The organism is Acidobacteriota bacterium (assembly GCA_009861545.1).
Classification (GTDB): Bacteria; Acidobacteriota; Vicinamibacteria; order Vicinamibacterales; family UBA8438; genus WTFV01.
In genome coordinates, this window is record VXME01000040.1 from 69,108 (window position 1) to 84,140 (window position 15,033).

General features: G+C 69.2%; 11 protein-coding genes and 1 tRNA gene. 7 read left to right on the top strand and 5 right to left on the bottom strand.

Annotated features, from left to right (window positions below):
- Nucleotides 1–103: 103 nt before the first annotated feature.
- The 4 genes from lepB to F4X11_05580 all read right to left on the bottom strand — a co-directional run bounded on the left by lepB (nt 104) and on the right by F4X11_05580 (nt 5,408).
- A complete protein-coding gene (gene lepB / locus F4X11_05565; GenBank protein MYN64483.1) occupies nt 104–865 on the bottom strand; it encodes a signal peptidase I in 762 nt (253 codons plus the stop codon).
- Nucleotides 858–2,660: an elongation factor 4 gene (lepA, locus tag F4X11_05570; GenBank protein MYN64484.1), complete on the bottom strand. Its 1,803-nt coding sequence runs from the start codon at nt 2,658–2,660 to the stop codon at nt 858–860. The genes lepB and lepA overlap by 8 nt, the downstream gene beginning before the upstream one ends.
- Nucleotides 2,661–2,763: 103 nt before the next feature.
- Complete coding sequence (locus F4X11_05575; GenBank protein MYN64485.1) at nt 2,764–3,903, bottom strand: citrate synthase; 1,140 nt, start codon at nt 3,901–3,903, stop codon at nt 2,764–2,766.
- Complete coding sequence (locus tag F4X11_05580) at nt 3,900–5,408, bottom strand: glycosyltransferase (GenBank protein MYN64486.1); 1,509 nt, start codon at nt 5,406–5,408, stop codon at nt 3,900–3,902. Before F4X11_05580 ends, F4X11_05575 begins: the two co-directional genes overlap by 4 nt.
- A 71-nt stretch (nt 5,409–5,479) precedes the next feature.
- Here F4X11_05580 and larB point away from each other — a divergent pair, with 71 nt between their 5' ends.
- The 7 genes from larB to acpS all read left to right on the top strand — a co-directional run bounded on the left by larB (nt 5,480) and on the right by acpS (nt 13,650).
- Nucleotides 5,480–6,241: a nickel pincer cofactor biosynthesis protein LarB gene (gene larB / locus F4X11_05585; protein MYN64487.1), complete on the top strand. Its 762-nt coding sequence runs from the start codon at nt 5,480–5,482 to the stop codon at nt 6,239–6,241.
- A 17-nt stretch (nt 6,242–6,258) separates the two neighbouring features.
- Nucleotides 6,259–8,718, top strand: coding sequence for a hypothetical protein (locus F4X11_05590; GenBank protein ID MYN64488.1), 2,460 nt, complete (start codon nt 6,259–6,261; stop codon nt 8,716–8,718).
- 8 nt (nt 8,719–8,726) lie between these two features.
- Entirely contained in the window at nt 8,727–10,487 is a 1,761-nt protein-coding gene (locus tag F4X11_05595) for a DNA primase (protein ID MYN64489.1), read from the top strand.
- 163 nt (nt 10,488–10,650) lie between these two features.
- Nucleotides 10,651–12,360 carry an RNA polymerase sigma factor RpoD gene (gene rpoD / locus F4X11_05600; protein ID MYN64490.1) on the top strand — a complete coding sequence of 570 codons (1,710 nt, stop codon included), beginning with the start codon at nt 10,651–10,653 and terminating at the stop codon, nt 12,358–12,360.
- Nucleotides 12,361–12,371: 11 nt separating this feature from the next.
- A tRNA-Ile gene (locus F4X11_05605) sits at nt 12,372–12,447 on the top strand.
- 82 nt (nt 12,448–12,529) lie between these two features.
- Nucleotides 12,530–13,264: a hypothetical protein gene (locus tag F4X11_05610; GenBank protein ID MYN64491.1), complete on the top strand. Its 735-nt coding sequence runs from the start codon at nt 12,530–12,532 to the stop codon at nt 13,262–13,264.
- Complete coding sequence (gene acpS, locus F4X11_05615; GenBank protein ID MYN64492.1) at nt 13,261–13,650, top strand: holo-[acyl-carrier-protein] synthase; 390 nt, start codon at nt 13,261–13,263, stop codon at nt 13,648–13,650. The genes F4X11_05610 and acpS overlap by 4 nt, the downstream gene beginning before the upstream one ends.
- A 76-nt stretch (nt 13,651–13,726) precedes the next feature.
- On the opposite strand, the gene ftsZ is transcribed toward acpS, so the two are convergent.
- A complete protein-coding gene (ftsZ, locus tag F4X11_05620) occupies nt 13,727–15,022 on the bottom strand; it encodes a cell division protein FtsZ (protein ID MYN64493.1) in 1,296 nt (431 codons plus the stop codon).
- Nucleotides 15,023–15,033: the final 11 nt, after the last annotated feature.

Genomic DNA, 15,033 nt, shown 5'->3' on the forward strand with positions numbered 1-15,033 from the left:
TTGGCCTCGGCCCGGGGGCTTAGAACCCGTGGTTTTTTCGCCGCGGCTACATCCAAACCGCTACGTTGCGGTGCGCGCGGCCCCCCCGGCCCCCCCGCGGTGCTCAGCGCACCTGCCGCAACATCCGGTCCCAGCGGGTTCGCGTGAAGAAGTGCGTCGCCATCGAGCCGATCCGGCGCACGGCGGCGCCGATCCCGGGCTCGGGGAGCACGACCGGACTGCCGGAGTCGTACGACCAGTACAGTACCGTCGCCCGGCCCTTGATGTGGTCCTCCGGCATCGGTCCCCAAACGCGGCTGTCCTCGGAGTTGCCCCGGTTGTCGCCCATCATGAAGTAGTGACCCGCCGGGATTGCTACCGGTCCGTGGTTGTCGCGGCGGGGAATCACTGCCGCCCCGGCCGCCGACGCCGTCCCCGGCTCCCGCAGCCAGGGCTCGTCGAGCGGTTCGCCGTCGATGTGGACCTCGCCCCCGCGCACCTCGAGCGTCTCCCCCGGCAGACCGATGACCCGCTTGATGAAGTCCCGCTCCGGATCCCGCGGAAACTTGAACACGATGATGTCGCCTCGTGAAACCTCGCCCTGGGGCAGCAGGAGACGTTCGGCCCCGGAAAGCGTCGGTCCGTAGACGAACTTGTTGACGAGCAGGTAGTCGCCGACGAGCAGGTTGTGCTCCATCGAGCCGGTCGGAATCGTGAAGGCCTGCACCACCCAGGTGCGCACGAAGAGGGCCAGAATGACGGCGATGACGATCGACTCGAAGTACTCGCGCGCCGTGGACTTGCGATACGGATCCGCTGCGGGCGCCGTTCGGGTCCGCTCCCGTGCTTCGGTCGGCGGCCGGGTTCGCGTTCTCGTTCTAGTCATCGTCCACCTTGAGGACCGCGAGGAAGGCCTCCTGCGGGATCTCGACGCTGCCCACCCGCTTCATGCGCCGCTTGCCTTCCTTCTGCCGCTCGAGCAGCTTGCGCTTGCGGGTGATGTCGCCGCCGTAGCACTTGGCGGTGACGTTCTTCCGCAACGCCTTCACGCTCTCGCGAGCGATGATGCGGGTGCCGACCGCCGCCTGGATGGCGACCTCGAACATCTGCCGCGGGATGAGCTGCCGCATCTTGCCGACCAGCGCCCGACCGCGCGCATAGGCCATCTCCTTGTGCACGATGATGGACAGCGCGTCGACCGGGTCGCCGTTGACCAGCAGGTCGAGCTTGACGAGCGGCGACTCCCAGTACCCGCTCACATGATAGTCGAGCGACGCGTAGCCCCGCGACAGGGTCTTCAGCCGGTCGTAGAAGTCGAGCACCACCTCGTTGAACGGCAGCTCGTAGGAGATCAGGACGCGGTGCGCCGCGTGGTACTCGAGAGCCTTCTGCACGCCCCGCTTCTCCTGGCAGAGCTTCAGGATGCCCCCTACCTGATCGGCGGGCGTGAGGATCATCGCCGTGATCACCGGCTCCTCCACCCGCTCGATGCGGCCGGCATCGGGCAGCTTGGCCGGGCTGTCGATGTCGAACACGTCGCCGTCGGTGGTGGTCACGCGATAGAGGACGCCGGGTGCGGTCGTGACCAGGTCCATGTCGAACTCGCGCTCGAGCCGTTCCTGCACGATCTCCATGTGCAGCAGGCCGAGGAACCCGCAACGGAACCCGAAGCCGAGCGCGGCCGACGTCTCCGGCTCGAAGAAGAACGCGGCGTCGTTGAGCCGCAGCTTCTCGAGGGCCTCGCGCAGATCCGAGTACTGGTGACTCTCCACCGGATAGAGCCCGGCGAACACCATCGGCTTGGTTTCCTGGAAACCCGGAAGCGGCCGCACCGCGGGCCGGGAGGCCTCGGTGACGGTATCGCCGATCCGCGCTTCGGCGACGTTCTTCACGTTGGCGATCAGAAAGCCGACCTCGCCGACGCCGAGCTGGGCCACGGCAGCGGGCTTCGGCGCGAAGATACCCACCTGCTCCACCTCGTAGTCCTGCGCCGCGGCCATGAGACGCACCTTCATGCGCGACCGGACCACGCCCTCGACGACGCGGATCAGCACGATGACGCCGCGGTAGGCGTCGTACCACGAATCGAAGATCAGCGCCCTCAGCGGAGCTTCGGGATCGCCGGCCGGCGGCGGCACCCGCGTGACGACGGCCTCGAGAATCTCGCGCGCGCCGATGCCCTCCTTCGCGCTGGCGAGCAGCGCGTGCGACGGGTCGAGCCCCACCAGGTCCTCGATTTGCACCGCCGTCTCGTCCGGCTGGGCTCCCGGCAGATCGACCTTGTTGATGACCGGTACGATCTCCAGGTCGTTGTCGACCGCCAGGTAGGCGTTCGCGACCGTTTGCGCCTCGACGCCCTGTGAAGCGTCGACCAGCAGCAGCGCGCCCTCGCAGGCGGCCAGCGAGCGGGTGACCTCATAGGAAAAGTCGACGTGCCCGGGAGTGTCGATGAGGTTGAGAACGTAGGACTCGCCGTCATCCGCCGTGTACGACAAGCGGACCGCATGGGCCTTGATGGTGATGCCCCGTTCGCGCTCCAGATCCATCGAATCGAGGACCTGCTCCTCCATCTCGCGAGGCCGCAACGCACCCGTGATCTCCAGAAAACGATCCGCGAGGGTCGACTTCCCGTGATCGATGTGCGCGATGATGGAGAAATTGCGGATCTGACGGTGATGCATCTAGGTGAACGCCGCGTAGCACCAGGAGCGGCGAGGCGGGCGCGTTTCCATTATAGAGGGGCGGCAGCCCGAGCCCGCGGCGGAGGTCCGACCCCGGGGCGGTTCAACGCCGGTCGAGCGGTGTGAACGGCTGAGGATACTCCGGCCCGACGTACTCGGCGCGGGGACGGATGAGCCGGTTGTCGGCGTACTGCTCGAGCACGTGGGCGGTCCAGCCGGCGATCCGGCTGACGGCGAAGACCGGCGTGAACAGCTCGATGGGGATTCCCAGCATGTAGTACGTCGACGCGGAATAGAAGTCCACGTTGGCGTCGATCTTCGTCTCCGCCTTCATTACCGCCTCGATCCGCCGCGACATCTCGTACCAGCGGGTGCTGCCCGACCGCTCGCCCATCTCTTCCGACATGCGTCGCAGATGCGTGGCGCGGGGATCCTCTGTCCGGTACACGCGATGGCCGAAGCCGGGCACCTTCGCCTTGCGGGCCAGCATGTCGCGGACCGTCCGCTCGACGCGGGCGTCGTCGGCATCCTCGCCGATCGCGAGCAGCATCCGCATCACCTCGGCGTTGGCGCCGCCGTGCAGCGGGCCCTTGAGCGCGCCAATCCCGGCCACGGCCGCCGAGTGCACGTCGCTGAGGGTCGCGGCGGTCACCCGCGCGGCGAAAGTGGAGGCGTTCAGCTCGTGGTCGGCGTGCAGGATCAGCGCGACGTCCAACGCCCGCGCCTCGAGGGCCGACGGACGCTCGCCGGTCAGCAGCAGCAGGAAGTTGGCCGCATGACCGAGAGCCGGATCCGGCTCTATGGGTCCTCCCCCCGCGTTCAGCCGGCCCCACGTCGCCACCACGCTCCCGACCTGCGCCGTCAGGCGGACCGCCTTCCGGTAGGCGGCGGGCGGCGACTGGTCGTCGGCTTCCGGGTCGGAGTGGGCGAGAGCCGAGACCAGCGTGCGCAAAGCGTCCATCGCGTGACCGGCCGGCAGGCTCCGCATCAGCCTGAGCATCGCCTCCGGCAACCGCCGGGCCGCGGCGAGCGCCGACCGCAGGTCGCCGAGCTCGGCGCGCGACGGAAGACGCCGGTGCCAGAGCAGGTAGCAGACCTCCTCGAACCCCGCTTCGCGCGCGAGGTCGTGGATGTCGTGACCGGCGTAGGACAGCACGCCTCGCTCGCCATCGATATGACAGATCGCGGACGATGCGGCCACCACCCCTTCGAGGCCCGCCTTCGGAGCATCGACCGGCGTCATGGGCCGCCTCCTTCGGCCGGACCCTCTCCGCCCGGCCCCGCGTCGTAGCGCGGGACCCGCGACGCGAACCCGGCGTAGAAGAACCCGACCTGAAAGAGCGCGAGAAACGGCACGGCAACGTACACGCCCGCCGCCAGGGCGTACGCGATGGCCAGCGTGAACCACGCCCCGAACGCTATCTCGACCACGGGCTGGAACCGCAACCGGCCTCGCCGCCCGCCCCCGAATACTCCGTCGCCCCGCGACCGGACGCCGTACTTCGGGGTGCGCCTGAACTCCCCGGTGCGTCCCGACAGCGCCTCCACCACCGCCAGCGCGTTGTTGACGGAAAGACCGAGACCCAGCGCGATCATGGCCGGAAGGTCCCGCAGGCGCGCCCACCAGCGCCCCCCGAGCTCCCGTTGACTCACCGCGTAGAACGTGACCACCGACAGCGCGGCAAGCCCGAAGAGCGCCGCATCGACGAGCAGCAGGCGCTGGCCGCCGACCGACGCCGTCCGGGCGACGAGCGCCGGCACGATCAGTACGCACAGCGCCAGAACCAGCAGGTAGTGGAAGTTGGCGGTCAGGTGCAGCACCGCCTCGGCCTTGACCCGCAACGGCACGTCGGCCCGCAGCACGGCCGGCAGCACCTTGCGGCAGGTCTGGATCGAGCCCTTGGCCCAGCGATGCTGCTGCGACTTGAACGCGCTCATCTCGACCGGCAACTCGGCCGGGGCCACGACGTCCGGCAGAAACACGAAGCGCCAGCCGGCGAGCTGGGCCCGGTAGCTCAGGTCGAGGTCCTCGGTCAGGGTGTCGTGCTGCCAGCCGCCCGCCGACTCGATCGCCGCGCGCCGCCAGATGCCCGCGGTGCCGTTGAAATTGAAGAAGCAGCCGCCGCGGTGCCGGCCGCCGTGCTCCAGCACGAAATGACCGTCGAGGAGCAACGCCTGCAATCGGGTGAGCAGCGAGTAGCGGCGGTTGGCATGTCCCCAGCGCGCCTGTACCATGCCGACCCGCGGGTCGGCGAAGACGCCGACCGCCCGCTCGAGGAAGTCGGGCGGCGGCACGAAATCGGCGTCGAAGACCGCAATCAGCTCGCCGGTCGCGAAGCGCAGTCCGTGAGCGAGCGCTCCCGCCTTGAAGCCGACCCGGTCCGTCCGATGCCGGTGGCTGATGACGAGGCCGCGCGCCCGCCACCGATCGACCGCCGCGCGGGCGACACGGCAGGTTTCGTCCGTCGAGTCGTCCAGCACCTGCACTTCGAACCGGTCGCGCGGGTAGCGGAGGCGCGCCACGGCCTCGATCAGCCGCTCGACGACGTACACCTCGTTGAAGACGGGAAGCTGCACGGTCACGCGCGGCGGCTCCGTCCGCACCTGACCGCAGGCCGGGGGACGGCGGCCGGGACGCCGGCCGTTTGTGTAAAGATACAGCAGGTACCCCCGGTGAGCACCGTAGACGCTGAGGCCGACCAGCACCGCGAAGTACAGCCCCACCACGAGCACATCCGGCGGCGACATTGGCGGCGACGGTACAATCCCGGTGGCGTCAAGTCAACGAGACCGCCCGCGTGGTCGCGCCATCCGCGGACATGACGACTGACGACGTGCGCGCGATCCTGTCGGCGTTCGAGGGCGGCACGATCGGCCGGCGCGACGCCGAGGCGCGCATCCTCGATCTCGTACGGCGCGCGCCGTTCGAGGATCTCGGATTCGCCCGCGTCGATCACCATCGGGGCGTCCGTCAGGACTGTCCGGAGATCGTGTTCGGCGCCGGCAAGACGCCCGCGCAGACCGCCGCCATCGCCGAGCGCATCGTCGCGAACGGCGACACCCTCATCATCACCCGCACCGGTCCCGACGCGTTCGAGGCGGTGCGCACGGTCGTACCGGACGCGCAGTTCCACCCCGCGGCCCGGATCATCACCCGTAGCGCGGTCGCGGAGCCGACCGGCCGGGGTATCGTCCTCGTCGTCGCGGCGGGCACGTCCGACCTGCCGGTGGCCGAGGAGGCGCGGGTCGCGGCAGAGGCGCTCGGCAACCGGGTCGACACCGTGTACGACGCGGGCGTCGCCGGACTGCACCGGTTGCTGGCCGAGCGCGAGCGCCTCGACGCCGCGCGCGTCGTCATCGCCGTCGCCGGCATGGAAGGCGCGTTGCCGAGCGTGATCGGCGGCCTGATCCGGGCGCCGGTCATCGCGGTGCCGACGAGCATCGGGTACGGCGCCAGCCTCGGCGGGCTGGCGGCCCTGCTCGGCATGCTGAACAGTTGCGCAACGGGCGTAGCCGTCGTGAACATCGACAACGGGCTCGGCGCGGCGGCGATGGCGAGCCTGATCAATCACCTGAAATAACCGCGATCGACAGGACGATGAACGACGGGACCCTCCAGGCGCTGGAATTCGATCGTATCGTGACCGCGGTCCGCAGTCTGGCGCTCACGCCGCTCGGCGCGACGGCGCTCGACCGCCTCGCGCCGGCAACCGATGCCGGCGGGGTCGCCGCCGCGCTCGCGGCCACCAGTGAAGGCCTCGCGTACATCGACGCGAATGCCCCGTTCGGCCTCGACGCCCCCGCCGATCTGGAGCAGACAGTCGCGGCACTCGCCGTGGAGGGGCGCGTCGTCGAGCCGCTCCAGCTCGTCGGACTGGCCCGCTTCCTGGCCTCCATGGACGCGGTTTGCGCCGCGTTCGGCGCCGCCGCCGGCGGACCGTATCCGACGCTGGAAGCCGTCATCGGCGCCGTGCAGTCGTTCGAGCGGGAGGTCCAGGCAATCCGCGCCGCCATCAATCCCGAGGGCGAGGTGCTCGACGACGCCAGTCCCAAGCTGCGCACCCTGCGGGAGCGCCTGCGCCGGCAGCGCAACCGGCTGCGCGGCACGCTCGAATCGTACCTGCGCGGGCGGGACACGGCGAAGTACCTGCAGGAAAGGGTGGTCACCGAGCGGGGAGGCCGGTTCGTGCTGGTCGTCCGATCCGAGCACCGCGCCGCGATCCCGGGCATCGTGCACGGCAGTTCGGGCAGCGGGGCGAGCCTGTTCCTCGAGCCGCTGAGCACCGTCGAGATAAACAACGACATCGTCGCTCTCGAGGAGCTCGAAAGCGAGGAGATCCACCGGATTCTGCTCGGTCTCGCCAACACGGTGCGCCAGCGCGCTCTCGATCTGCGGCGGACGCTGGCTGCGGCCGAAGAGCTGGACGTCATCCAGGCGCGGGCGAGCTTCTCGCGTCTCGTCGACGGCGTGGAGCCGACCATCGCGGCCGATGCCCGGATCGAGCTGCCGGAGGCCAGGCACCCGCTGCTCATCGCCGCGGTCCGCGCACGGGCCGGGGGCGACAGCCGGGCGGACGGGAAGGACCCTGCGCGGAACGGACCGGTTCCGGTCGATCTGCACATTGCGCCGCCGGTCGGCGCACTGATCGTCACCGGACCCAATACCGGCGGCAAGACCGTCGCTCTGAAGACCGTCGGCCTGCTGGTCCTCATGGCCCAGGCGGGTCTTCATGTGCCGGCCGGCCGGGGAGCCTCGCTGCCGGTGTTCCAGGCGGTCTTCGCGGACATCGGCGACGAACAGTCGATCGCCGACAGCCTGTCGACCTTCTCCGGCCACATCACGAACATCGTCGCCATGGAGAGCCGGCTGGTCCTGCCGGCCCTGGTGCTGCTGGACGAGGTCGGCGCCGGTACGGATCCGGTCGAGGGAGGCGCGCTGGGCGCTGCGATCATCGATCACTTCCGGCGGCGGGGGGCCCTCGTGGCCGCGACGACCCACGACGACATGCTGAAGTCGTACGCCTCGACGACAGGCGGCGTCGCCTGCGCCGGCTTCGGATTCGATCCGGAAACCTATGCGCCGACCTATCGGCTGACGTACGGCTCGCCCGGACGGAGTCTGGCGCTCGAGATCGCGGCGCGGCTGGGCGTTCCTCCCTCCATCGTCGACGACGCACGCGGCCGGCGCAGCGCCCGCGAGGCGCAACTCGCCGAGCACCTCGCCCGCGTCGAGCGCGACATGGCGCAGGTGAACGCCCAGCGTACCGAGCTGGAGGCGGGCCGCCGCCAGCTCGAGGACGAACGCGCGGCGCTGGAGCGGGCGCGGCAGGCGTTCGAGGAGCAGGAGAAGGCCGCGCGACAACGCCTTCGAACCGGCGTGGACGCGGAGATCAAGGCGGCGCGGTCCGTCGTCGAGGAGATCGTCAAGGACCTGCGGGCCCGTGCGGGAGCGCTCGTGAAACCGGCCGGCGACCGGGGCAGCGACCGGCCCGGCAAACGGGTCACCACCGGCGCGACCGGCGAATTGAAGCGCGCGGCGATCGACGCGCTCGAGCGGATTCGGGACCAGTCCGTTGCGGCGCCGCCGGAACCGCCCGCACCGTCCCTGCCGGCCGCCCCGCCCGCCGCGGGCAGCCGCGTCCGAGTCGAAAGCCTGGGGCTTGAAGGGACCCTGGTCGCGGTCCACGGCGAGGACGCCGAGATCGAAGCACGGGGGAAGCGCCTGCACGTGCCTGCCGCACACCTCCGCGTCGTCGAGGCGACGCCGGCGGCAGGCGGCGGCGTGACGGTCGCGGTGGCGGCGGACACCGATGCCCCGCAGGAGCTCAACGTCATCGGTTGCCGTGTCGACGATGCGCTGTCGCGCGTGGAGAAGTACGTGGATCAGGCGCTGCTCGGCGGGCTGGGGCAATTGCGGGTGATCCACGGCCACGGAACCGGGCAGTTGCGGCGCGCCATCGCCGGCTTCCTCGACGAGCATCCGCTGGTGGCGAAGTTCCAGGCGGCCGCGCCGGAGCATGGCGGCCGGGGCGTGACGATCATCGAGCTCAAGGACTAGCAGGCCGCATGGCACGTTTCCCGCCGGGGTTCATCGCCGATCTCAAGGCGCAGGCCGACATCGTCCAGGTGATCCAGGACGTGGTGCCCCTCAGGCAGGTGGGAGGCACGTTCAAGGGCCTGTGCCCGTTCCATCGCGAGAAGACCCCGAGCTTCAACGTCAACCGCGAGAAGGGCTTCTTCCACTGCTTCGGCTGCTCGACCGGCGGCGACGTCCTGAAGTTCGTCGAGCTCTACGAGAAGCTCAGCTTTCCAGAGGCCGTGCAGGCCCTGGCCCAGCGCTTCGGATTGACCGTCCCCGAATCGGACGACCCGCAACGCGACAGGGCCGAGGACGCGGAACGGGAGGCTCTGCGTCACGTTCACGAGCTCGCAGACGCGTACTTCCGCGCGCAACTGCGCACCGCGGCCGGCGCTGCCGCCCGCTACCTCGATCAGCGGGATATCCGACCGGAGACGATCGAGAGGCTCGGCCTGGGGTACGCGCCGCACGGCGGCGGCCTAACCCGCCACCTAGCGGACCGGGGTCAGCCGCTCGAGTTGGTGCTCAAGAGCGGACTCGTGGCGCAGCGCGACGGCGGACGGCCATACGACAGGTTCCGCAACCGGCTGATGATTCCCATCGCGGGCGAGATCGGATCCGTCATCGCATTCGGCGGCCGGGCGCTCGCGGCCGATCAGCAGCCCAAGTACCTCAACTCGCCGGAGACGCCGCTGTACTCGAAGAGCAGGACCCTGTACGGGCTGCACCTGACGAAGCAGGAAGTCCGCGAAGTCGGCTACGCCGTCCTCGTCGAGGGGTACTTCGACCTCGCCCAGGCCCTGCAGGCCGGCGTGAAGCCGGTCGTCGCCACGTGCGGGACGGCGCTGACCGACCAGCACGCCCGGCTGCTGCGACGCTTCTGCTCCCGGGCGCTCCTGAGCTTCGATCCCGACTCGGCCGGCGAGGGCGCCGCCGCCCGCTCGGGCGAGCTCCTGCTCGCCCATGGCTTTCAGGTAAACGTCGTGCAGCTTCCGCCCGGCGACGACCCGGACGGCTACATCCGGCAGCAGGGCGGCGAAGCCTATGCGCAGTGCCTCAGGACGTCGCGGCCGTACCTCGACGACGTGCTCGATCGCGCCTCGGCCGGGCGCGACTTCTCCCGCGTGCAGGACAGCCGAGCTCTGCTCGAAGGGATGAAGCCGGTAGCCCGGGCCATCCGGGATCCGGTCGCCCTGGACAGGTTCATCGACCGGGTCGAGCACCTCGCCCGGGTGACGGAAGGCCTCTTCCGAGCGGAGTTGCGCGAGGAGGCGAAGCCGCAACGGTCGGCCGTGCAAGCCGACATCCGTGCCGCGCAGACGGCGCTCCTGCCCGCCGAGAAGGGACTGCTCTGGGCGCTGATGCGCGATGCCGCGGCCGCGCAGTCGGTGCTCTCCGAGCTGGAGCCGGACGACCTGGAAGGACTGCAGACGGCTCGCATCCTCGACGTCGCCCGGACCCTTGCGACCATCCCTTCCGCCGGATTCCCCGAGACGCTCGTCGAACGCCTCGACGAGGAGGACGCGGAGCTGGTGAGGACGACCGCGCGGGATCCCGTGGCGGCGGCGGACGTCTCCGACTGCGGCATCGAGTTGCGAAAACGGCGCTACGACCGCGAGAGGGCCGCCCTGCAGCGGGCCATCGACGACCGGCAGCAGGACGGCTCGCCGGACGCCCTCAAGGAAATCGACGATCTCTGGACGCGCAAGAAGGATCTTCTGCAACGCATCGAGGAGCTCGCGGGATGACGGCACGCGGCCATGCCGCGGCGCGTACCGTGCGGGATCCGCGGGCGCCGAGCACGATGGAGCGCCGCCATATACAATCTCCACCGTGGCGCGTCCCCCCGCGGCGAAGGCCCTGAGAGGCGCGCTGATCCGCAACGGCAAGCCGACCGCACGAGGTGACGGGATGCCAGGCAAGCAGTTGTCGATCGAAGAGCGCTACGACGAGATCCAGCAACTGATCATCGTCGGCAAGGAGCGCGGCTATCTCCTCTTCGATGAGATCAACGAGTTGCTTCCGGCCGGGATGAGCTCGTCGGAAGAGCTCGACGAGTTGTTCTCCTCGCTCGGAAACGCCGGCATCGAGGTCGTCGAATCGGAAGACAAGTACAAGGAAAAGAAGCGCTTGGAGCGCGCCGCGGAGGGAAGCGACGAACCGGAGTTCGATCTCACGCCGAGCCCCATCGACAAGACCAGCGATCCCGTCCGCATGTATCTGCGCGAGATGGGCACGGTGCCGCTGCTGACGCGCGACGGCGAAGTGGAGATCGCCAAGCGCATCGAGCGCGGCAAGCTCTCCGTGCTGAAGATCCTGTCGCGGACGCCCTCGGTCGCCCGCGCCATCACCGCGTTCGGGGACGAGCTGAAGGACGGCGACCGCACGCCGCGCGAGTTGGTGGTGGTGCACGACGCAACGCCTCAGGGAACGCAGGCGGGCGATCGCGGGCAGCAGGTGCTCGACCGGATCGACGCCATCCGCGCGGCGCAATGCGAAGCCGACAAGCGTCAGGCCGAGTTGGACGAGGTACCGAAACGGGAGCGGCAACGCCACCGGGCGTGCCAGCGGCTGACCCTCCGCGCGCGCGTGCGGCTCTCACGTCTGATCCGCGGCATGGAGTTCACCGAGCCGGTCAAGCAGCTCTGGATCGAGGAACTCAGGGAATCCGGCGCAGCGGTGCAGCGCATGCAGCGTGACCTTGCAGGACTCGACCGGCAGCTCGACAGGACGAACCGGCCGCGGCTCGATGCAGAGGAAAGCACGCGCCTGCAGCGGAAGCGGCGCGAGCTCCGGGCCAGGCTGAAGGCCTGGTTGGCGCGGATCGAGGAGTCTCCCGGCTCGCTCGCGCACATGCTGGCGACCATGAAACGGGGCGAAGCCTCGGCCGAGCACGCCAAGAAGGAGCTGGTGGAGGCAAATCTCCGTCTCGTGGTCTCGATCGCCAAGAAATATACCAACCGCGGCCTGCAGTTCCTCGACCTGATCCAGGAGGGCAACATCGGCCTGATGAAGGCCGTGGACAAGTTCGAGTACCGGCGCGGCTACAAGTTCTCCACCTACGCGACATGGTGGATTCGGCAGGCAATCACCCGCGCGATCGCGGATCAGGCGCGGACCATCCGCATCCCGGTACACATGATCGAGACAATCAACAAGCTGCTGCGCACGTCGCGGGCGCTGGTGCAGGAGTTTGGGCGCGAGCCGTCTTCGGAAGAGATCGCCGAACGGATGGACATCCCGGTCACCAAGGTCCGCAAGGTGCTCAAGATCGCCCAGGAGCCCATTTCGCTCGAGACGCCGATCGGGGAGGAGGAGGACAGCCACCTCGGCGACTTCATCGAGGATCGGCAGGTCGTATCGCCCTCCGACGCCGTTATCAGCCTCAACCTCAAGGAACAGACGGAGTCGGTTCTGAAGTCGCTGACGCCGCGCGAGGAGAAGGTGATCAAGATGCGGTTCGGCGTCGGCGACGGCAGCGAGCACACGCTCGAAGAGGTCGGGCAGAACTTCGCCGTGACCCGCGAGCGGATTCGTCAGATCGAAGCCAAGGCGTTGCGCAAGCTGCGTCACCCATCCCGCAGCCGCAAGCTGCGGGCGTTTCTCGAAGGAGGCACGTAGTGCCTGCCCGAGGGCCCATAGCTCAGCGGTCAGAGCCGCCGGCTCATAACCGGCCTGTCCCAGGTTCGAATCCTGGTGGGCCCACCATCTTTCTCGCGCGGCCGGCGTCTCGGCCGCGCGCCCCGGCAGACCAGGCCCCGCCCGTGCGGGGCTTTTTCTTGCGTGATCCATGCTTCCCGACCTCGAACGACTGATTCGGCTGCAACAACTGGAAACCGCCGTCGCCGCGGCCCGGCAGACCATCGAGTCCTTTCCCGCGGCGCTCGAGGGGCTGGAGGCCCGTCTCGCCAGGCATGCCGCCGGCCTCGAAGCCGCCGAGCAACGGCTCGCGGCGAACAAGACCGCCCGCCGCGAGATCGAGAAGAAGACCGCAGCGATCGAGAAGAAGCTGGCAACCTCCAGGGAACACTCGATGGCGGTCAAGACCAACAAGGAGCTCTGGGCCGTTCAAGCCGAAATCGAGCGCGCGACCACGGACATCCGGGAGCTCGAAGACCGGATACTCGAGAGGATGATGGAGGCCGACGAACTGTCGTCCGATATCGAAGCCGCACGGCAGGCCCTGGCGGAAGAGCGGACAACCGTCGGTGAGGAACAACGCCGGCTGGAACAGGAACGAGACCGCCTTCAGGCCCAGGTGGAGCGCTACGACGGTGACCGCGAAGAGATCGTGAGCGGCCTCTCTCCGCGCTTGATCGAGACGTTCGACACCCTGATGCGCGGCCGCAAGGGTATCGCCGTCAGCGAGGTGCGCGACGGACGCTGCCGAGCGTGCCAGGTCCGACTGCGCCCGCAACTCTACAACGACGTGCGGCTGAACCAGAGGTTGATTCAGTGCGAGAGCTGCCAGCGCTTCCTCTACTTCCCGACCGCGGCAGGGGACGCCGCCGCGCCGCCGGCGTGAGCCGCTGCACCGTCATCGGCATCGGCATCGACATCGAGGAGGTCGCGCGGGTGCGCGATCTCGTGACGCGCTACGGCGACCGCTTCATCACGAGACTCTTCACGGACGGAGAAGCCGACTACTGTCTGCGGCGCCGGGTGCCGGCCCAGCACCTGGCCGCAAGGTTCTCCGCCAAGGAGGCGGCGATGAAGGCCCTCGGCACGGGACGGTCGCAGGGTGTGCTCTGGCGCGACGTCGAGGTCGTCCGCCGCGGCGGACCTCCGCAACTGGTGTTGCACGGCGGAGCCCGCCGGCGCTTCGATGCACTCGGCGCCACCGGCGCGTTGCTCACGATGACGCACTCGCGCAATCTGGCCATCGCCCAGGTCACCCTGCTCGGCCGCTGACCCGACACGCGCGCAACCGCGCTTGACGCCGGCGTGCCGGAAGCGCGGCGTCCGCCGGGTGGCGGCGCGCCGCCACCTATTCCACCGGCGGCCGCAGGAAAGCGGGAAGGGGCACCGGATCCGGTTGCTCTTCGGAGTGGTTGCCCTCGTCACCCGCCGAGTCGTCATCCGTGCCGGCGTCGATCGGGTCCAACGCGGGGGAGAACTCTATCGAAGCGCGCCGGGACATCGTGATGCCTCCTCCCCCGGCCGCCGCCACCGCCATCGGCGGCGCGCTCTCCTCCTCGCGCAGATGGGCGTACTGCTGCAGATCGACCGGCGTGTCGGATTTCGCCGAGGGCGATGCGCTACGACTCCCAAGCCCCTCGAAGTCGGTCGCGATGACGGTGATCTTGACCTTGCCCTCCATGGACGGATCGATGACCGCCCCGAAGATGATGTTGGCCTCCTCGTGCGCCGCCTCGTGGATGATCGTCGTCGCCTGGCTGACCTCGAGCATGGACAGATCGGAGCCGCCGGTGATGTTGACGATGACCCCGCGCGCACCCTCGACCCGGGCTTCCTCGATCAGCGGACTCGCGATGGCCCTGTTGGCCGCGTCCACGCTACGGTCCTTGCCCTCGCCGTAGCCGGTTCCCATGATGGCCATGCCCATGCCGGACATGATGGTCTTCACGTCGGCGAAGTCCAGATTGATCATGCCGGGCACGAGAATCAGATCGGAGATGCCCCGAATGGCCTGATGCAGGACGTCGTCGGCGAGCAGGAACGCGTCGGTCAGGCTGGTCGTCTGCTCGATATGTCCGAGAAGGCGTTCGTTGGGAATGGCAATGACCGTGTCCACCGACGCGCGGAGCTCGTCCAGGCCCCGGTCGGCCTGCACTGCCCGCCGCTTGCCCTCGAACTTGAAGGGCTTCGTCACGACTGCGATCGTCAACGCGCCGAGCTCGCTGGCGAGAGCGGCGACCACCGGCGCGGCGCCCGTGCCCGTCCCGCCCCCGAGGCCCGCCGTGACGAACACCATGTCGGCGCCGCTGAGCGCGGCGATGAGCTGCTCGGTATCTTCCAGGGCCGCCTGACGGCCGATGTTGGGATCCGCGCCGGCGCCGAGACCGCTCGTCACCTTCGTCCCGATCTGCAGGCGGACGGGCGCCTCGTTCTGCGCCAGCGCCTGGGCGTCGGTGTTCGCCACGATGAAGTCGACACCTCTGACGCCTCCGGCCACCATCCGGCCCACGGCGTTGCTCCCGCCGCCACCGACACCGACCACCTTGATCCGGGCCCCGGTTCGAATCGTGTCCTCCAGGGTCAGTCGAAGATCTCCATCCAACGCCGGCTCGGGCCCGGGCAGGATTCTGCCGCTCTCCGCCATGCCATCCTCCT